Source organism: Leifsonia shinshuensis, from assembly GCF_014217625.1.
In the GTDB taxonomy this organism is placed as follows: Bacteria; Actinomycetota; Actinomycetes; order Actinomycetales; family Microbacteriaceae; genus Leifsonia; species Leifsonia shinshuensis_A.
This window is the reverse complement of the sequence record NZ_CP043641.1, coordinates 3180858-3205048: the sequence shown is the minus strand read 5'-3', so window position 1 is coordinate 3205048 and position 24191 is coordinate 3180858. Positions and strand designations below refer to the sequence as shown.

Sequence of the window (24191 nt, the reverse complement as noted above, 5' to 3'; positions counted from 1 at the left end):
TTTCGGGGCGTTTACACGCCCCTCGGCGTGCTGACGTGGGAGTTCAGCGGACTCCGAGGCGGCGCAGGTGGTCGTTGACGAACGCGCCCCGCGGGTCGAGCCGGTCGAAGAGTTCCCGGGCCCGCTGGGCCAACGGCCAGACCTCGGCGATCCGGGCCGCGTCGAAGGTGTGCGCCTTGCCCCAGTGCGGACGCGCGCCGAACGGGCGCAGCGCGGCCTCCAGGTCGGGCAGCAGGGCGTACACCTCGGCGGGACGGCGGAGGAAGGTGAACGCGATGGCGAAGGTGTCGCGTTCCGAGGAGCCGCTGAGCCAGAGGGAGTCGGCGGCGGTGGTGCGCAGTTCGGTCATCCCGAGCACGGGGTCGATGCGGTCGGCGAACTCGCGTACGGCGCGCAGGGCGGCCGCCGCCTTCTCGCGCGGGACGAAGTACTCGGCTTGAAGCTCCTCGCCGATGCTCGGCGTGGCGTCCAGGCGGAAGTGCGGCAGTCGCAGGCTCCACGGCCCGGGGACGCCGCCGCGCTGCGTGGCCGAGGCCGGGACGACAGCGCCGGCCTCCTCGATCCGCGCGCCGGCGATGCGGTCGGGCGACGGGCCGTCGACACCGATCCGGGACTTGAGCAGGACGGACTCGGTGGTCTCCGCCGCCCACTTCGCGAACACGCTGACGCTGTACGCGGCGCCGAAGATCTCGCCGGGGTCGTCCAGGAGGGCGTCCCACGTCAGCCCCGTATAGACGTCCTGCCGCACATCGTAGGTGGGCTCGACATCGAGGGTGACGCTGGTGACGACGCCGAACGCGCCGATCCCGACGACCAGGCCGTCGAAGTCGGTGTCGCCGCGGCCGACGCGTTCGACAGAGCCGTCGCTCGCGACGAACTCCAGCCCGGACACGGCGGTGCTCAGGATGCCGAGCCGGTCGCCGGAGCCGTGCGTGCCGGTCGCCGTCGCGCCTGCGATGGAGATGTGCGGGAGCGAGCCCATGTTGTGCAGCGCCCAGCCGCGCGCGTGCAGCCACTCGGCGAGCACGCCGTACCGGGTGCCCGCGCCGACGTTCACCCGGCGCGCGGTCTCGTCGAGGGTCGGAGCGGTCCGCAACCTGTCGGTCTGGATGAGGGTGCCGGCGGTGTCCGGGAGGTCGGTGAACGAGTGCCGGGTGCCGAGCGCGTGGACGTGCTCGCTCTCGCGGACGAGCCGGGCGACCTCCTCGACGGTCTCGGGATGCTCGATCCGCGGGGCCGTGAAGGTGTAGGTGCCGGCCCAGTTGTCGCGGTCGGTCGCGGCGCCGGTCCGCCCCGCGCCCGTCTGCCGCGCCGTCACAGCAGCGGGCTGTCGTCGTCGGCGTCGTCCTGCCACACACTGCCGGAGCCGGCGTAGCCGTAAGGGAACAGCGCGATCGCGACCGGCGACGCCATCACGGAGGCCGCGATGGCCGGCAGTAGCGGGCCGAGCACCCGTTCGAGGCTTCCTGGCCGGGTGACCTCCACGTCGGTGGCGACGCGGGCGAGGGATTCGGGACGGTCGTCGACCGGGCGGTCGGCCTCGTCCACGTTCGCAGCGAGCCGAGTGCGGAGGTCGGCGCGCTGCTCGTCGGTCAGCGCGGCGAACGCCTCGGTGTGGACCTGGAGGAGCTGGTCCTGCTGGCCGGTCGCGAGCACGAACTCGTAGCGCTCGACGGCTTCCTCGTCCGGGGAGGAGCAGTGCTTCCTGAACACGAGACCCGAGTGTAGACCGGGGGCCGGTGGGCGTCGAGGGCTCAGGCGGAGGCGCTCCTCGACCGCTCGTCCGCCTCCTTCAGCACGTCCGCTGCTGCGGCGATGCCCTCGATGCGGCCCAACTCGGTGTCCTCGTGCTCGATGTTGACCCAGATGTCGGGGTCGACCTCACGGAGGGCGCTGAGGAACGTCGCCCAGTAGCCCGCATCGTGACCTTTGCCGAGCGCCACGAAGTCCCACGAGGACTCCTTCGGCCACTCGTTGACCCACTCGTCGCCGCCGAGGTTGGTGCGCGGCTCGTCCGGCCGGAGGCGGCGGAAGCCGTTGTCGAGCACGCCGTTGAGGGCGGCGGCCGGGTTGATCCGGACATCCTTGGCCGCCGCGTGGAACACCAGCGGGCCGAGGTGCCGCACGACCGCGACCGGATCCATCTGCTGCCAGAACAGGTGGGAGGCGTCGAGCTCGACCCCGACGTGCGTCGCGCCGGTGAGCTCGATCAGCTTGTGCACGTCGGCCGCGTTGAAGACCAGGTTCTGCGGGTGCAGTTCGAGGGCGACCTTCACGCCGTGGTCGGCGGCGAACCGGTCGATCTCGCGCCAGAAGCGGGCCGCGATGTCCCACTGGTAGTCGAGGACGTCGAGCGCGGCGGAGTTCCAGGCGTTCACGATCCAGTTCGTGCGGGTCGCGCCGGGCTCGCCGCCGGGAAGGCCGGACATCGTCACGACCCGCGTCTGGCGCAGGCGCGCGGCGAGCGCGATCGACCGGCGGACGTCGTCGGCGTGCGCCTCGCCGATCGCCGGGTTCGGGTGCAGCGGATTGCCGTTGCAGTTGAGCCCGGCGATCTCCACGCCGGTGCCGTCGAACTGCGCGAGGAAGTCGTCGCGTGCGGCGTCGCCGGTGAGGATGTCGTCGAAGGCCGGAACGTGGACAGCGGGGAGGAACCCTCCGGTGTTCAGCTCCAGCCCGGCGAGCCCGAGCCCGGCCACGACCTCGATCGCCTCCGGAAGCGGTCGGTCGTGGAGGATCGCGTCGTAGAGGCCGAGCCGCGGGCGGGTGTCGTTCATCCTCTGATTGTCGTCTTTGTCGTTATGTCCTGTCAATGATTGCCCTTGTGCATCCTCGTCACGCGGGTGAACGATTACCTGAGCATTCCTCATGCCGGAGCAGACCGGCTCCTGCATGCACCGATGCGTGACGAAGGAGTAGGCATGCGCACCACACCACGACGACTGCTCACCCTCGCAGTCGCACTCGCGACCACGACCGGCTTCATGCTGGCCGTCGGCGCCGGCGCCCAGGCGGCGACCCCCGGGAGCACGACCTGTTCGGGCGGCTCCGTCCAGGCCCCGGCGACCCTGCCGCCCGGCAGCTACAAGAACGTCGAGATCGCCGGCTTCTGCGGGCTCGACCCCAGCGTCGCCATCAGCGGCAACGTCACCGTCGACCCCGGGGCCGGCCTCCAGCTCTCCGGCGCGTCGATCGGCGGCAACCTCAGCGTCGGCTCCGGCGCGATCCTGTTCGCCTACGGCACGCATGTCGGCGGCAACGTCAGCGCGTCGAACGCGCACGCGCTCTACATGTTCTTCAGCCAGGTCGGCAAGAACCTCACCGTCCAGGGCGGCGGCTCCGGCCGGAACTGCACCGACCCCGATCCGGACACGAGCTTCGGCAACGACACGATGGTGAAGGACAGCCACATCGCGGGCAACATGACGTTCAGCAATTGGGCGGGCTGCTGGTTCGGCGTGCTGCGCAACACGGTCGGCGGCAACATGACGATCGCGAACATGTACGCGAACCCGCTGAACGCCAACTTCCCGGGAACACCGGACCAGGTCTTCCAGGGCCTCGACTCGACCGAGGTCGGGGCGAACACGGTCGGCGGGGTGCTGAGTTGCAGCGGCAACACGCCCGCGGCGCAGCTCGGCGACTCGGGGGCCGCGCCGAATGCGGCGCGGAAGGCCGTCGGGGAGTGTGCGGTGCTCGTCTAAGGAGGTTGCGGCGCGGGGTGCACGGGGGTCGTTGCTCGGGAGGGTGACGGCCTTCGGGCGCGCCGCGATCGGTCAGAAGAACCGGTGGCCCTCGGGCCGCGAGCGGTACGCGAAGCCGGCGATAATCGGCGCGAGCACCGCCAGCGCGAGGCCGAGGACACCGATCAGACCACCCATCGCCGAAGCGAGAGGGCGAGCGACGGTCACCACCGCGGTCACGATACCCGCGGCGACCGTGAGGCGGATCCACATGCGGCCCGAGAGGGCGGCGCGAGCACGCCGCAGCGACTCGGCGGGGTCAGCGGCGAGCCGGTACCCCAACGCGACGAACGCGAAGACGCCGTAGGTGCCGAACAAGCAGAAGACGGCGACGGCGGCGATGGTCGACGTAACGGAACGGCGATACCGCAGGATGTCCGTTTCCGACCATCCGACGTACACGCGGTAGCCGTTGACGGCTTGAACCACCGCGGCAGCGAGTACGAGCACGCCCGCGAAAGCGAAGTAGCCCTTCAGCCAGGACGCCGGATACAGCCAGACGACCAACGACACACCTGCTACCAGAAGTACAGGGAGGAGCAGCCAGTCCCACACCCGCAGAGGCACGCCTGGCGGCACCGTGAGCGGCGGGCGGTCGTCAGCGGCGTCCGGCCTGGGCTCGTCCCCCTGGGTCACTCCGCGAGCCTAGCCCCGCGCGCACTCGCGCGTCGCCGCTCGCCACTCACGCCTCCGGGATCACCATCGCGAACCGCTCCGGGCGGGGCACGTCCGGGTCCGGGCCGTTGCGCACTCCCGCGTCGAGCGCGTCGATGCGGGCCAGCTCCTCGTCGCTCAGCGAGAAGTCGAACACGTCGAAGTTCTCGGCGATGCGGCCTGGGTTCACCGACTTCGGGATGGCCGAGCGGCCCTGCTGGAGGTGCCAGCGGAGCATGATCTGGGCCGGGCTCTTGCCGTGGGCGGCGGCGAGGTCCGCCAGCACCGGGTCTTCCATCACGTTGCGGCGCTGCTCGCCCCAGCCCGGGTAGAAGGTGATGCCGCCGATGGGCGACCAGGCCTGGGTGACGATGCCGTGCGCGGCGTCCGCGGCCTGCACCGCCGGCTGGGTGAAGTACGGGTGAAGCTCCACCTGGTTGACCGCGGGGACGACGCTGGTCGAGGCCAGCAGCCGGTCCAGGTGGTCCGGCATGAAGTTGCTGACGCCGATCGCGCGGACGCGGCCGTCCGCGAGCAGGGTCTCCAGCCCCCGGTAGGCGGCGATGGTCTGGTCGAAGCGGTCCGTCGCGGGCTGGTGGAGGATGAGGAGGTCGAGCTGCTCGAGGCCGAGTTTGCCTGCCGCCTTCTCCCACGCGTGCAGCGTCTGGTCGTAGCCGTAGTCGGACACCCACACCTTCGTCTCCACGAAGACCTCGTCGCGGTCCAGGCCGGAGCGGCGGAGGCCCTCCCCGACCTCCCGCTCGTTGCCGTATGCGGCCGCGGTGTCGATGTGCCGGTAGCCGGTCGCGAGGGCTGCCTCCACGGCCTGGGTGGTCTCCTCGGGCGGGCTCTGGAAGACGCCGAGCCCGAGCGCGGGCATCGTGACGCCGTTGTTAAGGGTCAGTTCGATGGTCATGGGCACCACGGTAGGCGCAGCCACCAGGGGCCGGGAGGTCATGGCAGTGCCTCCCTCGGCTCGCCCACTCGGCGTAGCGTCGAGGTATGAGCGATCCCGGCCAGACCGACCATCGGGGCACGACGAACAGCGACGACGTGCGCGAGTTCCTCACCTCCCGACGCTCCCGGCTCACCCCCGAGCAGGCCGGGCTGCCCGCGTACGGCGGCAACCGCCGGGTCAGCGGGCTGCGCCGCGAGGAGGTCGCGATGCTCGCCGGCGTGAGCGTCGACTACTACACGCGGCTGGAGCGGGGGAACCTGTCCGGCGCGTCCGACAGCGTCCTGGAGGCGCTCGCCCGCGCGTTGCAGCTGGATGAGGCGGAGACCGCCCACCTGTACGACCTGGCGCGGGCCGCGGATGTCGCGCCGCGCATCCGCCGCCGGCGCAGCCCGCAGACCGTGCGGCCCAGCCTGCAGCGCGTCATCGACGCGATCGTCGGCGCACCGGCGTGGGTCCGCAACGACCGCGGCGACGTGCTCGCCGCCAACGAGCTCGGCCGGGCGCTGTACCTCGACCTCATGGCGGAGAAGGTGCAGCCGCCGAACGCGTCGCGCTTCACCTTCCTCAACCCGAAGTCGCGCCAGTTCTACGCGAACTGGGAGCAGGCCGCGGACGACATGGTCGCGATCCTCCGCTCGGCCGCGGGACGCAACCCGTACGACAAGGACCTCACCGACCTCATCGGGGAGCTGTCCACCCGCAGCGAGGAGTTCCGCACCCGCTGGGCGCGGCACGACGTCAAGTACCACCGCACGGGACGCAAGCGCGTGCACCACCCGATCGTCGGCGACCTGGACCTCGCGTTCGAGGCCTTCGAACTGCCCGGCGAGCCCGGCCTCCGCATCAACGTGTACACGGCCGACCCCGGCACGCCGTCGGAGGACGCGCTGAAGCTGCTCGCGAGCTGGGCGGCGACTCAGCGGGAGGCCGCCCAGCGCGCGGCCGAACCCGCCGACCACCCCGACATCCCCGTCAACGACTAGGAGACCCGTGGAACTTCTTCCCAACTCCCCCACCACCGCCGGCCCCGCCGACCTCTTCACCGGGACCGTCCACTTCGACGTCATCGCAGCAGGCTCCGCCCCCTCGCGGCTGCGGGTCAACCTCGTCCGCTTCGCGCCGGGCTCCCGCACCGCCTGGCACCGGCACGCGAACGGCCAGACCCTCCACGTGACGCAGGGCGTCGCCCTCATGCAGTCGCGCGGCGGCGAGATCCTGGAGGTCCGGCCCGGCCAGACCGTCCACACGCCGCCCGGAGAGTGGCACTGGCACGGCGCCGACCCGGAACACTTCATGGAGCACCTGGCGATGTGGGAGTCGCTCGGCGAGGGCCAGGACGGCCCGGAGACCGAGTGGGGCGAGCACGTGACCGACGCCGAGTACGGGGGGCGATCCTGACGGAAGGCACGGCCGGGAAGCGCGAGAGCAGGCGGTTCGCGCGGGAGGTGCGGCGCACGATCGCCGCACTGCCCGAGGACGAGGACACCCTCCTGCGGGTGGAGGCCGCCCTCCGCGCGTCGCCCGGTTTCGTCGGAGCGGCGCCGCTGTGGCGGCTGTTCCGACGGCCGGCCGCCGGCCTGGACTCCGCTGAGGCGCAGCCCCGTAAGAGGGAGAAGCGATGACCGACAAACCGCTCACCGTCCTCGTCGTCGGCGCGACCGGCAGTATCGGCCGGCTGGTCGTGGCCGAAGCGCAGCGGCGCGGGCATCACGTCCGGGCGCTCGTCCGCGACGCCTCCCGCGCCGGGCGCATCCTCCCCGGCCCGACCGACCTCGCCGTGGGCGACCTCACGAGACCGGCCACCCTCACGGCGGCGGTGGAGGGGGTGGACGCGATCGTGTTCACGCACGGCTCGGGCACCCGGGAGGCCGATGTGCGCGACATCGACTATGCGGGCCTCGCCAACGTCCTCACCGCGCTGAACGGCCGCCGCGTCCGGATCGCCCTCATGACCGCGGTCGGGACCACCCGCCCCGGAACGCCGTACGCCGCGTGGAAGCGCCGAGCCGAGCGCCTGGTCCGGGCGAGCGGCGATCCGTACACGATCGTGCGCCCCGGCTGGTTCGACTACAACGATCCGGGTCAGCGCGCGATCGTGCTGCGCCAGGGCGACACCGAGCAGTCGGGGACGCCGGCCGACGGGGTCATCGCCCGCGACGAGATCGCGCGGGTGCTCGTCGACAGCCTCACGAACGCCGCGGCGGAGCGCCTGACGTTCGAGCTGGTGGCGGACGACGGCGCCGAGCAGGACGATCTGACGCCGGTTTTCGCGGCCCTCACCCGCGACGCACCGGACGCGCTCGACGGAGCGGAGGACGCCCCGAGCGCGCCGCTCGCCGACGAGCCGCAGCGCTTCCGGGACGACCGGGACGCGATCGCACTGCTCGGCGGACGAACGGGCTGACCCCGGCCGCGCGCCTCAGCGCTTCGGCGGCGGAGCCGTGCTCTCGCGGATGACGACGGTCGGCCGCTCCGACGAGAACTTGCGCACCTTGCCTCCGCTGATCACCGTCTCCAGCAGCTCGTAGGCCCGCGAGCCCAGCCCCGCGAAGTCCTGGTCGACCGTCGTCAGCGGCGGCGTCCACATGCGGGCGAGCGGGTGGTCGTCGAAGCCGGCCACGCTCACGTCCGCCGGGACCGACTTGCCGCCCTCGGTCAGACCGCGGATGACGCCCATGGCGATCTCGTCGTTGCCGCAGAAGACCGCCGTCACCGAAGGGTCGGCGGCGAGGGCACGGCCGATCTCGCGGCCGGACTCCGGCTCCCAGCTCGCGTCGACCGGGGCCGGGACGGGAGCCCCGTGGGCGACGAGCGCGCGGCGCCAGCCGGTCGTGCGGCCGTCCTCCTTGCGCGACGGGGGCACACGGACGTGCTGCACGGTCTCGTGCCCGAGCCCGAGCAGGTAGTCGACGACCTCCTCGGCCGCGTCCGCCTCGGCGAGCACCGCCTGCGGCACGCCCGTCTCGCGGACGCCGGAGATCGACACGGTCGGGATGGACTTCGGGATCCGGTGCAGCGCGGCGACGCCGGGAGGGTCGAACTTGAGCACCACGACGCCGGCGATCGGCTGGTCCAGGACGAGCGAGACCGCCCGAGCCACGGTGTCGTCGTCGGCCGACTCCACCACGGTGATGGTCACGGTGTAGCCGGCGGCGCGCGCGCTCTCCTCGACGCCGCGGATGGTCTCCGCGTAGCCGTAGCGGGAGGTGTTCCCCGCGATCACGGCGATGAGCTTCGGATGCCGGGCGACGAGGGCGCGCGCGGCGGCCGAGGGCCGGAAGTCCAGCTCCTCGATGGCCTGCATGACCTTCGCGCGCTTCTCCTCCGACACGTACGCCGCGCCGTTGAGCACGCGCGACACGGTCGGGACGGACACCCCGGCCCGGCGCGCGACGTCGCTGATCACGGGCGGTTTCGGGGCGTTGTTCGACATCGTCCTCAGCATAGCGACGCCCCTCCCCCGAACCTCGGCGCGCTCACTTGACCGCGCCGCTGGTGATGCCGGAGATGATCCGCCGCTGCATGACCGTGAAGGTGATGAGCAGCGGGAGGCTCATCAGGATGATGTACGCGAAGATCAGGTGCCAGTTCTGCAGGTACAGCCCGGAGCTGGCCACCTGGTAGAGGTTCAGCGGCAGGGTGTCGAGCCGGCCGCCGACCACGAACAGCGCGTAGAAGACGTCGTTCCAGATGTAGAGGCAGATCAGGATGGTCGCCGTCGCGAGCGTCGGCCCGAGCAGCGGCATGATCACCCGGAAGAAGACCCGGAGCGGGCCGGCGCCGTCGACGCGGGCGGCCTCCTCCAGCTCCACCGGGATGGTGCGCACGAAGCCGGTGACGAAGAAGATCACGGTCGACAGGTACATGCCCATGTAGACGCCGATCATCCCGACCGCCGTGCCCGCGAGCCCGATCTGGCGCAGCAGGAGCACGATCGTGACGACCGCCGGCGGCAGGACGATGCCGCTGATGCCGAGCGCGTACAGGAACGCGATCGGCTTGCTGCGCCGCCGGCCGAGGATCCAGGAGGCCATCGCCCCGAGCAGCAGCACGCCGAACACCGACGGCACCATGATCAGGAGGCTGCCGAAGAACGCGGTCACCATCCGGCCCTGGTCGAGCACGGTCGCGAAGTTCTGGAGCAGATGCCAGGTGGTCGGCAGGGCGAGGCTGGGGTTCAGCGCCTCGGCCTGGTCCTTGCCCGCCGTGACGACGACGAGCCAGAACGGCACGCCGAGCAGGAGCACGACGAGCAGGATGGCGACGATCGGCTGGATCAGCCTGGTCGGACGGAACGGGCGCGACCGGGTGACCCGGCGTCCGCGGCGCGGCGTGGTGAGTGCGCTCACAGCACGTTCTCCCTTCTGCGCAGGAAGTAGATGACGGGGAAGGCGAGGATCGTCACCATCAGGAACAGGCTGAGGCTCATGGTGGTGGCCTGCGCGAACAGCCCCTGCCCGAAGGTGCGGAAGATGAAGATGTTGAGCAGCTCGGTCGTGCCGCCCGGGCCTCCCGCGGTCGTCGCCTGCACGATGTCGAAGCCGTTCATCGAGCCGAGCAGCGCGGTGGCCACGTTGAACGTGACGGCGGGCGCGAGCAGCGGGAACCGGATGCTGCGGAAGGTGGTCCACCAGCTCGCGCCGTCCAGCCGCGCGGCCTCCAGGATGTCCTCGTTGATCGTCTTGAGGCCGGCCAGGTAGATGAGCATCGAGAGCCCCATCCACTTCCACGCGTGGATGAGAGCGACGACGACGATCGTCCAGGTGGTGCTGCCGAGCCAGGCGATGGTGACGTGCTGCCCGGTGACGAACGACAGGATCTGGTTGAGGCCGCCGGCCGGTTTCAGCAGCGCCTGGAAGATGTAGCCGACGGCGAGCGCCGACATCACGACGGGCACGAAGAACGCGACGCGTGCGAACCGGTTGATGCGGGTGTCCCGCTCCAGCACGAGCGCGAGGATCAGCCCGAAGAGGTTCTGGAAGACCGCGACGAGGATGGCGTAGACGAGCGTGATGCGGAGGTCGTTGAGGAGGCTGCCGTTGCCGAACAGCGACACGAAGTTGTCGAAGCCGACGAAGTTGATCTGGCTGTGGAAGCTCGACCAGTCGGTGAACGCGTAGACGAAGTTGAAGATCGTCGGCACGAAGAAGAAGACGACGAGCACGATCAGCGCGGGGACGAGGAACCAGGCCGGGTGGTCCTGGCGGCGGCCGCTGCGGCGGCGCTTCTCCGCCGTGCGGGCGTGCACGGTCGGCGCCGGCGCCAGCGGGGTCAGCTGTGCGGTCATCGGGTTCATGCCTTTCGTGGGTTCGGGACGCCGGGGCGACGAGTGTCGCCGCCCCGGCGTGCCGGTCGGGGCGAGGGGCTAGAAGCCCTTCACTCCCTGTGCCTTCGCGAGCTGGGCGAACTGGTCCTGGGTGGTCTGCGCCACCTGGACCGGCGTCTTGGTGCCCTGGATCATGTCGGCGAGGTTGAGGTACAGGTCGGGGTTCGCCACTGCGAGCGCCTGCATCGAGCCGACCGAGGTGTCGAGCGACTTGGCGACGTCCTGGAGCGCGGTCGGGACCGTGCTCGGGGTGTCGACGCCCGTGATGAGCGACACGGTGGACTGCGCCTTCACGAAGTCCTTGTAGCCGTCGCCCAGCCAGTAGCTGAGGAACTGGCGCGCCGCGGCCTCCTTCTTGCTGTCACCGGTCTTGAAGGCGACGAGGGCGTTGGACTGGTCCGGGATGAACGTGCCGACGTTGCCGGTGGGCGAGATCGGGAAGAACCCGATCTTCTTGTTCAGCTCGTCGGTGGTGGAGGTCGCCTGCAGCTCGCCGAAGAACGAGTTGACCTGCATGACCATCGCCGCCTTGCCGTCCAGGAGCGCCTTGCCCTGGTCGACGAATGTCGCCGTCTTGATGTCGGAGTTGAACAGGCCGTCCTGGATCAGCTTCTGGTAGTTGTCGATCGCGCCCTGGATGGTCGGGTCGGTGAACTTCTCGGTGTTGGAGTTGACCTTGTCCCACAGCCCGGACTTGGCGGCGTCCGCGAGCTGCGCCTGCACCCACCACTGGGTCGCCCACTTGTCGCCGCCCATCTCGTAGAACGGGTCGACGCCCTTGGCCTTGAGCGCCTGCGCGTCGGCGATGAACTCGTTCCAGTTCGTCGGCGTCGAGGTGATGCCGTTGGCCGACAGGACGTCCTTGTTGTAGTAGACGCCGATCACGGCCGGGGTGGTGACGAGGGCCGCGTAGCGGGTGCCGTCGAGGATGCCCGTCATGTCGCCGAGCTTGCCGGTGTAGTTCTTCACCCACGGCGCGCCCTGGAGCGACTGCAGGTTCTGCTTGGCGTTGAGCGTCGTCAGCATCGACGCGGTCGGCTGCCAGAACGCCAGATCCGGCTTGTCACCGGTCGCGACCTTGGTCTGGATGCCCTGCTCGTACGGGTCGGGGATGGTGACGACCTTGACCTTCGCCCCGGTGAGCTTCTCGAAGCCCGAGATGACGCTGTCGGCGGTCTTGTTGGAGTTCTGGGCGGCCCAGATGGTCAGGTTCACGCCGTCGAGCTTCGTGTCCTGCGCCGGCCAGGTGGTGGCGCCGGAGTCGGAGCCTCCGGAGCCGGGGTCGCTGCATCCGCTGAGGGCCAGCGCCGCGGCGGCCGCGATGGCCGCGACGGTCGCGGCTCCCTTCCAAGCGATCTTCATTGAACTGCTCTCCTTGATATGTCGTAGCGAGGTTAACGCCACTGGGTTCGAGTAGCGGAATGTGTTGCGGTCGCCGACGCGGCACCGGGGGCGGTGCGGCCGGCGGCCTGGAGACGGAGGACTCGTGCGCCTGCCTCATCGGCAGGGCCGGCGACGCGCAGTCGTCCGGTTTCCGCGTCCCAGTGGGTGCTCCACTCGGGTAGCGAACGCGGAAAGATCGTGGTGACCGTGAGGTCGGCGCCGGCGAACCGGCGGAGGTCGAGCTCGACCGGGCCCGCGGAGGGCTCCCGGTTCCAGACCGTGAGGAGGGCGGTCTCAGGTTCGGCGGAAGCGTCGGGGCCCTCGCCGTCGACCGCCAGTCCGAGCGCGGTCCACGGCGCGTCCCAGGTGGGGATGCCGAGCGGCCAGAACGGGGTCGAGGCGAGCAGGTCGCCGCGCAGCGACTTCGCCACCGCGACGGCGTCGGCGACGAGGTCCAGCCTCCGCCGGTCCATCCGCCCGAGGTGGCCCGACACGTAGAACCGGCCGAGCAGTCCGGTCGCGAGGCAGAAGGCGGCCTCCTCCTCGGTCATCTCGGGCTGCGGGTACGCCCAGCTCGCAGCCTGCTCCGGAAGGATGGAGGCCGGCGCTGCGGCGGCGATCGGCGGGTACTTGAGGAAGTCCTGCTGGTCGGAGGTCGACTGCATCTGGAGGCGGGCCAGCATCGCGAAGTCCGCGCGCATCGCACCCGACCCGCAGTTCTCCAGCACCAGCGCGGGGTGGCGGTCGAGCACGCCCTCCAGCCAGTCGAGGTGGGCGCGGTTGTGCGCGAGCAGCCCGGCGCCGACACTGTCCGCGTCGAGGTCGGTGCCGGGGCCCGGGTTGATGTTGTAGTCGAGCTTGAAGAAGCCGACGCCGAAGTCGTGCACCAGGCGGTCGACGACCTCGTCGAGGTGGGCGCGCGCGGCCGGGTGCCGCAGGTCGAGGTGGTAGCGGTGGTGCTCCACGACGCGCTTGCCGTTGCGCTGCAGGAACGCCTCATCGGGCAGCCGATCCGCCATCGGGCTGTTCACGCCGATGACCTCGGGCTCCAGCCAGAGTCCCGGCACCATCCCGGCGTCGCGGATGCGGTCGATGACCTCTCCGAGGCCGCCGGGGAAACGGGTCGTGCTCGGCGTCCACTCCCCGACGGTGTCCCACCACTCGCCGCTGTCGTCGTACCAGCCGGCGTCGATGCAGAAGATCTCCGCCCCGACCGCGGCGGCCGCGTCGATCAGCGGGAGCAGCTTGTCGGTGGTCGGGTCGCCGTTGAGCGTGTTCATGTAGTCGTTGAAGACGACCGGCATCGCCGTGTTGTCCGGGTGGTCGCGGCGGGCGCCGCGACGGTAGGCGGTGAGCTGCGCGATGGCGGCGGTGAAGTCGGAGGCCAGGGCGATCGCGACGGGCACCGTGCGGAACGTGTCGCCCGGGCGGAGCGTCTGCGTCCACTGGTGGTCGGTGTCGGTCGGGCCGGAGAGGGCGAGATAGCCGCTGGCGGTGTCCTCGCCGATCTCCCAGCGCCACGCGCCGTTGTGCTCGATCTGCCACGCCCACGCGGCGCCGAGCCGGCCGGAGCCGACCGCCGCGACGGGGAGGTGCTTGCCGGTCGACCAGGTCCCGGTCGAGGTGACGCTGAACTCGCCGCGCGGGTTGTGGTTGGTCAGGTGCTGCTCGAGGCGCGGGAAGCGCACGCCGTTGAGCGGCTCGGTGATCCAGCGGCCCTCGCCGAGCCAGTCGCTCAGGGCGTGGTGGACGTCCCAGTCCCGGATGCTGCTGGAGGCGTCGCCGCCCAGGTAGAGCGCGAGCGATGGGATGGAGCGCAGCACCAGCTCGTCGCCGCCGCGGTTCACGACCGTGACCGACGAGCGGAGGACGGCGAGCCCGTCCGGGAGCTGGAGCAGCAGTTCGATCTCCAGCCCGGTGCCGGGGTGCCGCATCCCGAGCCGCAGCTCGCGGCCCGCGGCGGTGGCCCGTTCCTCATGACCGGTGTAGCGGGACTCGTGGCCGATCACCGTGTGGACCAGGCGGTCGTTGGCGAGCGAGTGCCCGTGGCACACCGTCAGGACGTCGACCAGCGGGAGGCCGGACGGCATCTCCAGGCGGATCCCGGAGGCCGTCCATGCCGCGACGCGCGGGGCGGAGTCGGCCGACCATTCGAGTTCGACGGTCAGCGTTCCGTTGCCCCAGCTCAGGCGGTCGGTCATCGGGTTCCTCTTCTTCGCGGATGCGGTGCTGCGCCCGGCTCTGCGGCGCGGCGCTGGATTCATGATAGCGGTATCAGAACAGAACGCAAGTCCAAATCTGATAGCGCTATCAGCCAGGCGGAGACTGGTTTGAATCCCCTCTTGCGAGGGTGGACGATATCGCTATCATGATAGCGGTTTCACATTTTCGTGGACGCTGTGCCGATGAAGCGCCGCGGTGAACGGAGCCGTCCATCCATCCCGTACGAAGGAGTACCGCTTTGACCGCACCACACGCCCGGCGTCCTCGCCGCCGGGCACTACTGCCCGCGATCGCCGCGTCCGCCGGCCTCGCCCTCACGGTCGGCGGCCTGGTCGCCGTACCGGCCTCCGCCGCCCCGGCCGACCCGCTGTCCGTCGACTTCTCCCAGACCACCGGCGCGTTCCGCGGCGGCGCGACCGGGACGCTCTACGGACTCGGCGACGACGGCGTCCCCAGCCAGGCCGTGCTCGACGGAGCGCACATCACCAACACCTCGCAGAAGCCGCCGCAGGGCGCGCAGCACCCCAGCGGCGACGCCCTCCAGGTGGAGAAGTCGTTCTTCGCCGGCGGCGGCCAGGACCTCTACGTGTACGTGCAGGACATGTACCCGGACTGGCCCTACAACGGCGGCAAGCGCCCGGGCGACGCGAACGGCGACGGCGTATGGGACTACCTCCCGATCCTCAAGCAGGCCGTCGAGGACGTCGCCACGAAGTCCCAGGACCCGTCGAAGTACGTGTTCATCCCGTTCAACGAGCCGGACGGCGGCAACTGGTACCCGAACTGGTCGACGCAGAAGGACCAGTTCCTCTCCGACTGGACGGCCGCCTACGACACCATCGAGAGCGTGTACGCCGAGCACGGCCTCGGTCACGCCCGCGTCGGCGGTCCGGGCGACTCGACCTGGCACGCCGACCGCAGCGCCGACTTCCTCGCCTACGCGAAGCAGCACTCCGAGCTGCCGGACGTGTTCATCTGGCACGAGCTCGGCACGAACAACCTGGCGACATTCCGCGGCCACCACGACGAATACACCGCGCTGCTGAAGCAGCTCGACATCGCCCCGATCCCGGTGAACATCACGGAGTACGGGATGCTGCGCGACATGAGCGTGCCCGGCCAGCTCGTCCAGTGGATCTCGATGTTCGAGGACGAGAAGGTCGACGCCCAGACGGCGTTCTGGAACTACGCCGGCAACCTGTCCGACAACTCCTCGCGCAACAACGGTGCGAACGGCGGCTGGTGGATGTTCGACTGGTACGGCTCCCTCGCCGGGTCGCAGACCGCCGCGGTGACCCCGCCGCATCTGAACACGGTCGACAGCCTCCAGGGCCTCGCCGCGATCGACGCCGCGAACCGCAAGGCGACCGTGCTGTTCGGCGGCGGCTCGTCCGACGTCGCGCTGAACCTGAAGGGCCTCGACGTCTCCACCTTCGGCAAGACCGTGCAGGTGCAGGTGCGCGCCGACCGGCTGAACGGCGCGGAGGGCGCCTCGCTGCAGCCGCCGGTGATCCTGTCCACGACGGCGAGGATCCAGAACGGCTCTGTGCAGGTGACGGTCCCGAACAGCGACCGCTACTCGGCCTACCAGCTCGAGATCACGCCGCAGGCGACCGACCCGCAGCTGGTCTCCGGCGCGCTGGTGAACAGCACGGAGGCGGAGAACGCCACCATCGCGAACGCGACCGTGTACGACCAGGACCCGTCGCGGGAGTGGTCGTTCATGGCCTCCGGCGGCAAGGACGTCGGCTCGTTCAACAGAGCGGGTTCGTCCGCGACCTGGAACGTGACCGTCCCGACGACCGGCGACTACCGGCTCTCGGTGCTCGCCGGCGCCAACCAGGCACCGGGACAGCACGCGCTGTTCGTCGACGGTGCGTACGACCAGCTGGTGAAGTACTCGGCCGACCTCGGCTGGACCTACCGCGGCACGACGGACGTCGCCCTCCATCTGACGGCGGGCACGCACGCGCTCTCGCTGCGGGCCAGCAAGGACGGCAGCACGGTCCTCCCCGGCGCCGACATCACGCTCGACCGGTTCGACCTGTACGACGTGAACGGCGGCGAGCAGGCCGTCTACCCGGCCGTGGACGCCGACCTCGCCGGAGGCGCCGCGCTGTCCTGGCAGCAGCCCGCCGCGCGCGGCTACGCGCAGCTGTCGGGCGACGCGAGCGCCACGTTCTACGCGACCACCGCGGACACCGGGTATTACGACCTCACGGTGCACTCGGCCACGAGCGGAGGCGGCGCGACCCTCGCGCTGTCGGTGAACGGACGCGCGGTGCAGCTGCCCGCGACGACCGGCCCCGGCACGTTCGACTCGACCGCCCGGGTGTACCTGCCGCAGGGCGTGAACGAGCTGACCGTGCGCGCGACCGCCGGGAGCGCCTTCATCGGCGGCGTCAGCACGCTCCGGGGCGCAGCCCAGAAGGCGTCGGACGCCGACCCCGCCGCGGTGTTCCACAGCGAGGCGGAAGCGCTGCCGCTCTCCGGTGCAGCTCGCGTGCAGACCGACCCGGCGAACTCCAACGGCTCGGCCGACGCCCAGGGCGTGGTGCGCGACGTCGGCTACATCGGCAACGGCGCGGGCAACACGCTCAGCATCCCCCGGCCGGCCGGGTTCGGAGCGGGCGACTACCAATTGGTGATCGCCGCGGCCAACGCCGACAAGTCCGCCGCGATCAACTACAACCCGCAGGTGATCAGCCGCTTCCTCGACATCGGCGAGGCGGGCGGCGCAAGCGTGCGGGCGGCGTTCCGGCACAACTACTCGTGGAACAGCTTCTGGGACAAGACCGTCCCGCTGACGCTGACCACGAGCGACGGAACGCTCACCCTGGGCAACGCGACCGCCTACGGCCCCAACATCGACACGATCACGCTCGCGCGGTTCGTGACGGGGACGCCGGCGACGGTGAAGACGCAGACGGGGCTGGGTGTGGCGCACTGACCCCGCACGCGGAAGGGCACGGGGCCCGCCTCCCTTCGGAGGAGAACCCCGTGCCCTCTCGTGCGACCGGCTGCGCGGGTCAGCGACCCAGCGCGGCGCCGAGGTCGCTGGTGCCGTTCAGTCCCTTGAGCGCGTCGCTCACGGCGCTGTTGACCGAGTCGGTCACCGAAGCGCCGAGGTTGCTCAACGAGGTGCCGGTCGTGTTGCCGGAGCCGACAGGAGCCGAGACTCCGGTGCCGTTGCCGGCCGACGTCATGTCGCCCGAGCCGACCGGTGTCGTGTTTCCGCTGGCGACCGGGGTCGAATCGTTGCTGCCGGCCGAGTTCCCGTTGGCCTGGTTGCCGCTGGCGACGGAGTCGCCGCTGGCCACGGGACCGACGGAGTTGCCGCTCGCGTTGCCGCTGGCGACGGGGCCCTGGACGACGGGGCCGACCGTGACGGGGGCGGACAGGCTGTGCAGGATGTCCGACACGCTGAGGTAGTCGAGCGTGTGCGGAGCGACGGAAGTCGTGGTTGTGGGTGCGGTGTCGGTGGTGTTGCTCGTCTCCGCGTTCGCCGGAAGGGCGAGACCTCCCACGATCAGACCGGATGCGACGACTGCCGCTCCGCCCAGGATCCCGACGCGCTTGGTGACGTTGTTCATTCCGAACTCCCTTGCGTTGTGCGACCGGAATGGTTCCGGCCGTCACGAGTGGTCCGGAGCCTCCGCCGTTCCGGATGGGACCGGATCCCCCGTTTGAGGGGTTTCCCAGGTTCGCGCGAGGGCCCGGAGCGATCGGGCGAACAGAAGCGCGCCCCGAACCCTCGATGGAGGAGTTCGGAGGCGCGCTTCTGTTCGTGCGACCGCGGCCCGGAACCGGGCCCAGACTCACTTGGCCGGAGGCATCAGCACCGAGTCGATGAGGTACACGGTGGCGTTGGCCGTGTGCACGCCGCCGCAGATGACGTTGGCGTCGTTCACCTTGAGGTTGTCGCCGGAGCCGGTGACCGTGACGGTCCCGCCCTCGACGGTCTTGTGCGTGCCGACGATGTCCTTCGGCGCGAGCTGGCCCGGGATGACGTGGTAGGTCAGGATGCTGGTCAGCGTGGGGGCGCCGGCGTCGGTCTTCAGCGTGGCGAGGGTGGCCGGGTCGATCTTCTTGAACGCGTCGTCCACCGGGGCGAACACCGTGAACTGGCCGCTGTTGAGGGTGTCGACCAGGTTCACCTTGGGGTTGAGCTTGCCGGAGACCGAGGCGACCAGGGTGGTCAGAAGCGGGTTGTTGCTCGCGGCCGTCGCGACCGGGTCCTGGGCCATCCCCTGGACCGAGCCGGCGCCGGAGGGCACCTGCTTGGCGTAGGCGGCGCAGCCCGGGCCGACGAGGTCGGCGGCCGGGTCCATCGACGCGGAGGCCGACGGGGACGAGGAGGTCATGGACGAGCTGGTGTCCGTGGACGAGGAGCCGGCTCCGGACGAGCAGGCGGTGAGCGCGAGCGCTGCGGCTGCGAGGATGCCGGCTGCGGCGAGGCGGGTGGTGGATCGCATGTTTCTTCTCCTTCGAATGGGTGCTTCGAGACGGGGCTTCGAACCGGTGCAGATCGGGAGGCCGCGTCGGCGTCCGTCGTCAGGGGGTTCGGCCCCGCGGCCGAATCGGATTGGAATCGGCGGCGAATCGGTCCCCGCCAATCCGGAGACGGTGTCCGCGCCGAACAGCTCCCGTGAGCATCCGCAGAAGACACCTCGCCGCCTGGGGCTGGGCCGCGCTCGCGGGCGCGGTCAGCGGCGGCCTCTTCGTCGCCGTCGCCGAGGTGGTCGCGCTCCTCGCCGCCCGGGAGGCCGACCCGCTGATCGCGGTCGGATCGTTCGTGATCGATATCGTGCCGCGCTGGGCGAAGGAGCTCGCGATCGAGCTGTTCGGGTCGAACGACAAGCTGTTCCTGCTGTCCTCGCTCGGGGCCGCGGTGTTCGTGGCCGCGGCGGTCGCCGGGATCCTGGAGCTCTGGCGCCGCTGGGTGGGCGTCGTACTGTTCGTCGTGGCCGGGGCGCTGGCCGTCGCGGCCACCGTGACCCGCGCCGACGCGAGCCCACTCGCCGTCCTGCCCTCCGCGGTCGGAGCGCTCGCGGGCGCTGCGGCGCTGCGTCTCCTCATCGAAGCGCTGCGGCCGTGGCGGGAGGCGGTCGACGACCCGTCCTCCGGCGTCGACCGCCGCCGGTTCCTGCTGCTCACCGGCGCGGGCGCCGCCCTCGCAGTGGTGGCGGGCGTCGGCTCCCGGCTCGGCTCGGCGGCGACCTCCTCGATCGCGGCCGTCCGCTCGGCGCTGCGCCTGCCCGCGCCCGCGAACCGCGTCGAGGTGCCCTCCGGCGCAGACCTCCACGTGAAGGACCTCTCCCCGTTGTTCACACCCAACGCGGACTTCTACCGGGTGGACACCGCGCTGACCGTCCCGTCCGTCGACCCGTCCGGCTGGCTGCTCACTGTGGACGGAATGGTGGAGAGCCGCGTCCAGCTGACGTTCAAGGATCTCCTCGCGATGGGCCTCCGCGAGTACGCGATCACGCTCACCTGCGTCTCCAACCAGGTCGGCGGCAACCTCGTCGGCAACGCCCGCTGGCTCGGCGTGCCGGTGCGCGACGTGCTCGCCCGCGCCCGCCCGCGGCACGGCGCCGACATGGTCCTGTCGCGCAGCGTCGACGGCTTCACCGCGAGCACGCCGCTCACGGCGCTCACCGATCCGGGCCGGGACGCCATCCTCGCGGTCGGGATGAACGGCGAGCCGCTGCCGCTGGAGCACGGCTTCCCGGTGCGGATGGTCGTCCCCGGCCTCTACGGCTACGTCTCGGCGACCAAGTGGCTCACCGAGCTGAAGGTCACGACGTTCGCGGCCGACCAGGCCTACTGGACGCCCCGCGGCTACAGCGAGAAGGCCCCGATCAAGCTCTCCAGCCGCATCGACACCCCGCGCATCGACCGGTCGCTCCCGGCGGGTCCGACGAAGATCGCGGGCGTCGCGTGGGCGCAGACGGTCGGCATCCAGAAGGTGGAGGTCCAGATCGACGGCGGCCCCTGGCAGGAGGCGACCCTGGCCGTCGCGGTCAACGCCGACACCTGGGTGCAGTGGTCCCTCGACTGGAACGCCACGACCGGCTCGCACACGCTCGCCGTGCGGGCGACCGACCGGGCGGGACGGCTGCAGGAGGAGAAGCGCACGCCGATCGCACCGAACGGGTCCACGGGGTGGCAGTCGACGTTGGTGCGGGTGGGGTGAGGGAGTCAGCGTTGTTTGAAGTAGCGGAACAACGCCGCGTCGCGAACGATGCACACGGCGACCGCGCACGACGCGACGGCGGCTCCCCCTCCCGCCAAGGCGAGGGTCAGGCTCTGCTGGATGATAGGAATCCGATCCTCGTCCGCCAGCCGCAGAGCGACGATCACGGCTGCCATCGCGACCAGCGAGCCGACAGCGGCCCATAGAAGGACTTGGGCGGACTGCGAAACGACCTGCGCGAGTCGGCTCACCCCCACATGACGATCTGACGCGAGTGCCAGGCGGCGCCGCAGGACGAATGCTGCTCCGAGGACTGCACCCGCTGCGACGACGAGGATCCCGGCCACCGAACGGTTGAACGTCGACGACGCGACGAACCGCGAGCCGTTCGTCTGGTTGAGCTGTACAAGGACTGGACGATCGGCCCTGTCACCTCGCCCGGACAGCACCGCGCGCCCGAGAGCGGCGACCGCGTTCTCATCGTGAGGCCAGATCATCGCCCAGCATTGGTCGAACGCCGCCTCGCCAGCGACCACTTCGGTCGCGGCGAACGACAGGAGCGGGTCGCGGCCATCGTCCGGATAGTCGAAGACGGAGGCAACACGGGTGATCCCACGCGTCGTCTCGAGATCCTGACCTGCCGTGGCGCCCAGCGTCGTTGCCGCGTCCTTCGACAGACTCAAGCCGCCGCCGTTCGCTTCGCCGTCGAACGGGAGCAGGGCCATGAATCCCCGGGAGACCGCGAACAGCGAGATCGGGGTCCTGGGCAAACGAGACGATGACACGCCTTCGGTCTGTTCGCGGATGGCTCCCGACGCCCCCACGTTCGCGAGTGAGCTCATCGCGTCGCAGGCACGCCCGTCGATCCCGGCCGAGGCCTTCATCACGTAGATGGCGGCTCCCGAGGCGACAAACTCTCGCGCGTCGCGCACTGCTGTCGCCGACGAGAGTCCCGCCGCGAGAACGATCCCACCGGCCACCACCGCGAAAAGCAGGGTGAACGTCACGGATCGGCCTGCGCCCGTGGCGATATCGCGCCAGGCCTCACGAAGGGCCTCCCCGAGCCTCACCGCGGCCACTCCAGGGGTGTCACCGTTCCGAGGTTTTCGAGCTCGATGACCTGGTCGCACGCACGCCGCGTGTCGATGTCGTGAGTGGCGATGACCACCGCGGCGCCAGCACTCGCCAAGCCCGCGATCACGGAATTCACATGCGCCGCCATCGGACGATCGAGCTGGGCCGTCGGCTCATCAACCAGAAGAAGGTGCGGTCGGGCCGCGACAGCTCGCGCCAGCATGAGCCGCTGCGCTTCGCCCCCGGAGAGCGCCGAGAACGGCATACGCGCGCGATCGACAAGCCCGAACTCCATCAGCAGCCGCCGCGCCTCCCGGTCGGCATCACCACGACCGCGGCCCGCGGCGAGAAGCGGAATGCTCACGTGATCCTGCGCGGAACGCCGAGCGACCCCGTGCGGGTTCTGGAACACCCAGACGCAGCGACCTTCCGAGCGGTTCACCCTTCCAACGGTCGGACGGATCATCCCGGCGGCGATCGCGAGCAGGGTCGACTTACCGCAGCCGCTCGGACCGACCACCCCGGTGATCGTCCCCGCGACGAAGGTGTGGCTTATCGGCCGGAACAGCGGATGCCCGGGAGTGAACGCGTGCGAGACCGCGTCGAACGTCACCGGCACGCGCGGCTCTTCGGTGGCGACGATCGCACAGCCGTGGCGGAACGTTCCTCCGATGGCCGCACGAACGACTGGCCGAGTTCGGACCCGAGCACATCAACCAAGAGCGGACGAGCCGACTTCTCCGCGGGCATCACGCATGCTGATCCGTCTTTGACATCCCATAAGGCAGACGGTGGGACGACGAGAGCATTCATCGGCCTCTCCAGGGACCACTGCACGGGGATCGCGGTGTCCTCGCTCGCCCCGGCGCTCGCCGACAGAAACTCAGCCGTCGCCCCGATCCTGGCGAGCCCTTCGGAGTCCGTCACCGCTCCTTCGGAGTCGACGGAGATCTCCACCGCGCCGACCCGGACGACTCGTGCCCCGGGCGTCGCCGGCGCTGGGAGCGTCGTCAGCCGCGCGGCCACGACTGCGACCGGCAGCCCGATGAGCACGTCACCCTCCGCGACGGGTGCGCCGACGATGCCCGCGCATTCGCCGACTCTGACCTCCGGCTCCGGAATCCAGGCGAAATCTGCCGGGTCGACGGTCTCTGGCGTCTTGGCCCGGGCCGCCTCCGTCTCACGCACCGCCGCCGCGGCTCGGATTGTTCCCCGACCGACCACACCGTCAGGCTGGATGTGCTGGCCGAGTCGCGCAAGCTCCTCCTGCAAGGCACGCACGTCATCCCCGCGGTCTCCGGACCGGAGCTCGCGCCAGAGCGGGACCGCGGTCGCCAGCGCGACGATCCGGTCGCCGTCGATGCTCGCGAAAGCGGTGCCGGACGCCAACCGTCCACCGCTCCGACAGGTGAGCGAAGTGAGCCGGCCCAGACGAGGTGAGACGACCGCCCGGACCGGACCCGTACTCACCTGGAGCTGAGCCTGCCGATCGTCAGCGAAAGCGCGCTGAGTTACCGGAACGATCGTTTGGGGATGCGGCGTCGACAGGGCGCTCGGGGCGGGGACGGGCACCGAAAGCGCAACGAGCGAGCCGGCGACGCTCGCCGCCACGATCGCTGCGACGCCCACAAGCGGCCAGTGCATTCGCGGGCGGAGCTTGCTCATCCCGAATACCAGAGGCCGAGGGGGTCGAGGTCGCACCTCATTGCGGCATCAGAGCGGGCGTCGAATGGGAAGGTGTCCTTCTCGTTGTCCCGCCGCCACTGGTCCTTCGTGTACGTCCCGTCGACCAAGCCCGCGTCCCTGAGGCACGTCACTTGTAGCGTGCTCTCGTCCGTCTTCTTCGGATTCCGTCGAGCCTGCTCGTAAAGGTAGAGGATCGATCCGGCCCACTTCGACTCGCACTCCTGAAGTACGGGGTCGGAACGCTCGAAGAAGTCGTCGGGATATGTGCCGTTCTTCGAACCGAGTTCGAATCCACCCCGCTCGTCCCACGTGATGGCGTAGCCAGCGTCACCGACACACGAGCGCAGATGGTTCTTGGACTCCTCGTATTCCGACGACGTGACCTCGCCGTCTTCGAGCACGCCGCGTTCGTAGTCACTCTTCGCGTTCGCGTAGGCGACCTGGAAATCCGATGCCCACGGCCCCGTCAGCGAAAGCGATTCGACGACCTCCTCAGGCGAGTCGGGCGCCGAGCAGCCGACGAGGCAAGCCACTGCGACGATGACGGCGATTGTCCCGCCGGCTGCTCGTGCCCGCACCGCCTACGCCTTCAGGGAGTAGCCGTAGGAGACGACGTTGGCCCAGCACGACGTCTGCTTGGACCACTGACCAGCGGAGGCCCAGTTGCCGTACTTGGAGGCCGAGTTCTTGATGGCATCCCAGTGGCGCGCCGGGACACCGGCGCACTTGTTGTACGCCTGCCAAATAGTGACGCTCTGTACGCACTCGACGGCAGACGCTTGCGGAGCCTGTGCCGTGTCGATGCCAACACCGGTCACTAGCGCGGCGGCGACCGCACTCCCTGCGAGGAACTTGCGAATGGACATGTGGTTCTCCTTTTGTGGTTGACTTCCCACCACGTAGAACCTAGCATCTTCCATTTTACTTGCATTTCAGTGCGCTGAGGCC

General features: G+C 70.3%; 24 protein-coding genes. 7 read left to right on the top strand and 17 right to left on the bottom strand.

Going from position 1 to position 24191, the window contains the following annotated elements; all coding sequences use genetic code 11:
* Window positions 1-43: 43 nt before the first annotated feature.
* From F1C12_RS15645 to F1C12_RS15635, 3 genes are read right to left on the bottom strand one after another with little or no spacing between them, the layout of a single operon-like run.
* Window positions 44-1318, bottom strand: a complete 1275-nt coding sequence (locus F1C12_RS15645; RefSeq protein WP_185275828.1) for a D-arabinono-1,4-lactone oxidase — start codon at window positions 1316-1318, stop codon at window positions 44-46.
* Window positions 1315-1713, bottom strand: a complete 399-nt coding sequence (locus F1C12_RS15640; RefSeq protein WP_185275827.1) for a hypothetical protein — start codon at window positions 1711-1713, stop codon at window positions 1315-1317. The genes F1C12_RS15645 and F1C12_RS15640 overlap by 4 nt, the downstream gene beginning before the upstream one ends.
* A 41-nt stretch (window positions 1714-1754) precedes the next feature.
* Window positions 1755-2777 (bottom strand): sugar phosphate isomerase/epimerase family protein, encoded by a 1023-nt coding sequence (locus F1C12_RS15635; protein ID WP_185275826.1) that lies wholly within the window; start codon window positions 2775-2777, stop codon window positions 1755-1757.
* 144 nt (window positions 2778-2921) lie between these two features.
* Between F1C12_RS15635 and F1C12_RS15630 the strand changes: the two genes are divergently transcribed.
* Complete coding sequence (locus F1C12_RS15630; RefSeq protein ID WP_185275825.1) at window positions 2922-3704, top strand: hypothetical protein; 783 nt, start codon at window positions 2922-2924, stop codon at window positions 3702-3704.
* A 72-nt stretch (window positions 3705-3776) separates the two neighbouring features.
* Here F1C12_RS15630 and F1C12_RS15625 read toward each other — a convergent pair whose 3' ends face one another.
* Window positions 3777-4379, bottom strand: a complete 603-nt coding sequence (locus tag F1C12_RS15625; RefSeq protein WP_185275824.1) for a hypothetical protein — start codon at window positions 4377-4379, stop codon at window positions 3777-3779.
* A gap of 46 nt (window positions 4380-4425) precedes the next feature.
* Window positions 4426-5313, bottom strand: a complete 888-nt coding sequence (locus F1C12_RS15620) for an aldo/keto reductase (protein ID WP_185275823.1) — start codon at window positions 5311-5313, stop codon at window positions 4426-4428.
* Between the two features lie 86 nt (window positions 5314-5399).
* On the opposite strand from F1C12_RS15620, the gene F1C12_RS15615 reads away from it, so the two are divergent.
* The 4 genes from F1C12_RS15615 to F1C12_RS15600 are packed head-to-tail and all read left to right on the top strand — an operon-like array spanning window position 5400 to window position 7759.
* On the top strand, window positions 5400-6338 hold the full coding sequence (locus F1C12_RS15615; RefSeq protein ID WP_185275822.1) for a helix-turn-helix transcriptional regulator: 939 nt from the start codon (window positions 5400-5402) through the stop codon (window positions 6336-6338).
* A 7-nt stretch (window positions 6339-6345) separates the two neighbouring features.
* The gene (locus F1C12_RS15610) at window positions 6346-6753 is read left to right on the top strand and encodes a (R)-mandelonitrile lyase (RefSeq protein ID WP_185275821.1); all 408 of its coding nucleotides are present in this window, start codon (window positions 6346-6348) and stop codon (window positions 6751-6753) included.
* A 47-nt stretch (window positions 6754-6800) separates the two neighbouring features.
* Window positions 6801-6977, top strand: coding sequence for a hypothetical protein (locus tag F1C12_RS15605; RefSeq protein ID WP_185275820.1), 177 nt, complete (start codon window positions 6801-6803; stop codon window positions 6975-6977).
* Entirely contained in the window at window positions 6974-7759 is a 786-nt protein-coding gene (locus tag F1C12_RS15600) for an SDR family oxidoreductase (RefSeq protein ID WP_185275819.1), read from the top strand. Before F1C12_RS15605 ends, F1C12_RS15600 begins: the two co-directional genes overlap by 4 nt.
* A 15-nt stretch (window positions 7760-7774) precedes the next feature.
* Here F1C12_RS15600 and F1C12_RS15595 read toward each other — a convergent pair whose 3' ends face one another.
* From F1C12_RS15595 to F1C12_RS15575, 5 genes are all read right to left on the bottom strand, one after another.
* Window positions 7775-8788 carry a LacI family DNA-binding transcriptional regulator gene (locus F1C12_RS15595; protein WP_185275818.1) on the bottom strand — a complete coding sequence of 338 codons (1014 nt, stop codon included), beginning with the start codon at window positions 8786-8788 and terminating at the stop codon, window positions 7775-7777.
* Between the two features lie 43 nt (window positions 8789-8831).
* Window positions 8832-9704 carry a carbohydrate ABC transporter permease gene (locus tag F1C12_RS15590; RefSeq protein ID WP_185275817.1) on the bottom strand — a complete coding sequence of 291 codons (873 nt, stop codon included), beginning with the start codon at window positions 9702-9704 and terminating at the stop codon, window positions 8832-8834.
* Window positions 9701-10642, bottom strand: coding sequence for a carbohydrate ABC transporter permease (locus tag F1C12_RS15585; RefSeq protein ID WP_258045937.1), 942 nt, complete (start codon window positions 10640-10642; stop codon window positions 9701-9703). Before F1C12_RS15585 ends, F1C12_RS15590 begins: the two co-directional genes overlap by 4 nt.
* A gap of 78 nt (window positions 10643-10720) precedes the next feature.
* Window positions 10721-12043, bottom strand: coding sequence for an ABC transporter substrate-binding protein (locus F1C12_RS15580; RefSeq protein ID WP_185275816.1), 1323 nt, complete (start codon window positions 12041-12043; stop codon window positions 10721-10723).
* A 32-nt stretch (window positions 12044-12075) separates the two neighbouring features.
* The gene (locus F1C12_RS15575) at window positions 12076-14265 is read right to left on the bottom strand and encodes a glycoside hydrolase family 36 protein (protein ID WP_185275815.1); all 2190 of its coding nucleotides are present in this window, start codon (window positions 14263-14265) and stop codon (window positions 12076-12078) included.
* Window positions 14266-14525: 260 nt separating this feature from the next.
* Here F1C12_RS15575 and F1C12_RS15570 point away from each other — a divergent pair, with 260 nt between their 5' ends.
* Window positions 14526-17237 carry a CBM35 domain-containing protein gene (locus F1C12_RS15570; RefSeq protein ID WP_185275814.1) on the top strand — a complete coding sequence of 904 codons (2712 nt, stop codon included), beginning with the start codon at window positions 14526-14528 and terminating at the stop codon, window positions 17235-17237.
* A 79-nt stretch (window positions 17238-17316) separates the two neighbouring features.
* Here F1C12_RS15570 and F1C12_RS15565 read toward each other — a convergent pair whose 3' ends face one another.
* Both F1C12_RS15565 and F1C12_RS15560 read right to left on the bottom strand, forming a co-directional pair.
* Complete coding sequence (locus F1C12_RS15565) at window positions 17317-17880, bottom strand: hypothetical protein (RefSeq protein ID WP_185275813.1); 564 nt, start codon at window positions 17878-17880, stop codon at window positions 17317-17319.
* Between the two features lie 225 nt (window positions 17881-18105).
* On the bottom strand, window positions 18106-18762 hold the full coding sequence (locus F1C12_RS15560) for a fasciclin domain-containing protein (RefSeq protein ID WP_185275812.1): 657 nt from the start codon (window positions 18760-18762) through the stop codon (window positions 18106-18108).
* Between the two features lie 173 nt (window positions 18763-18935).
* Here F1C12_RS15560 and F1C12_RS15555 point away from each other — a divergent pair, with 173 nt between their 5' ends.
* On the top strand, window positions 18936-20483 hold the full coding sequence (locus F1C12_RS15555) for a molybdopterin-dependent oxidoreductase (protein ID WP_258045936.1): 1548 nt from the start codon (window positions 18936-18938) through the stop codon (window positions 20481-20483).
* Window positions 20484-20488: 5 nt separating this feature from the next.
* On the opposite strand, the gene F1C12_RS15550 is transcribed toward F1C12_RS15555, so the two are convergent.
* Genes F1C12_RS15550 through F1C12_RS15530 form a run of 5 tightly spaced genes read right to left on the bottom strand, consistent with a single transcriptional unit; the run spans window position 20489 to window position 24109 of the window.
* Window positions 20489-21490, bottom strand: a complete 1002-nt coding sequence (locus tag F1C12_RS15550; protein WP_185275811.1) for a hypothetical protein — start codon at window positions 21488-21490, stop codon at window positions 20489-20491.
* A 59-nt stretch (window positions 21491-21549) separates the two neighbouring features.
* Window positions 21550-22176 carry an ATP-binding cassette domain-containing protein gene (locus F1C12_RS15545; RefSeq protein ID WP_185275810.1) on the bottom strand — a complete coding sequence of 209 codons (627 nt, stop codon included), beginning with the start codon at window positions 22174-22176 and terminating at the stop codon, window positions 21550-21552.
* Window positions 22167-23222 carry a peptidoglycan-binding domain-containing protein gene (locus F1C12_RS15540; RefSeq protein WP_185275809.1) on the bottom strand — a complete coding sequence of 352 codons (1056 nt, stop codon included), beginning with the start codon at window positions 23220-23222 and terminating at the stop codon, window positions 22167-22169. The genes F1C12_RS15545 and F1C12_RS15540 overlap by 10 nt, the downstream gene beginning before the upstream one ends.
* Window positions 23219-23821 carry a hypothetical protein gene (locus F1C12_RS15535; RefSeq protein ID WP_185275808.1) on the bottom strand — a complete coding sequence of 201 codons (603 nt, stop codon included), beginning with the start codon at window positions 23819-23821 and terminating at the stop codon, window positions 23219-23221. The genes F1C12_RS15540 and F1C12_RS15535 overlap by 4 nt, the downstream gene beginning before the upstream one ends.
* A gap of 3 nt (window positions 23822-23824) precedes the next feature.
* Window positions 23825-24109 (bottom strand): hypothetical protein, encoded by a 285-nt coding sequence (locus F1C12_RS15530; RefSeq protein WP_185275807.1) that lies wholly within the window; start codon window positions 24107-24109, stop codon window positions 23825-23827.
* Window positions 24110-24191 lie beyond the last annotated feature (82 nt).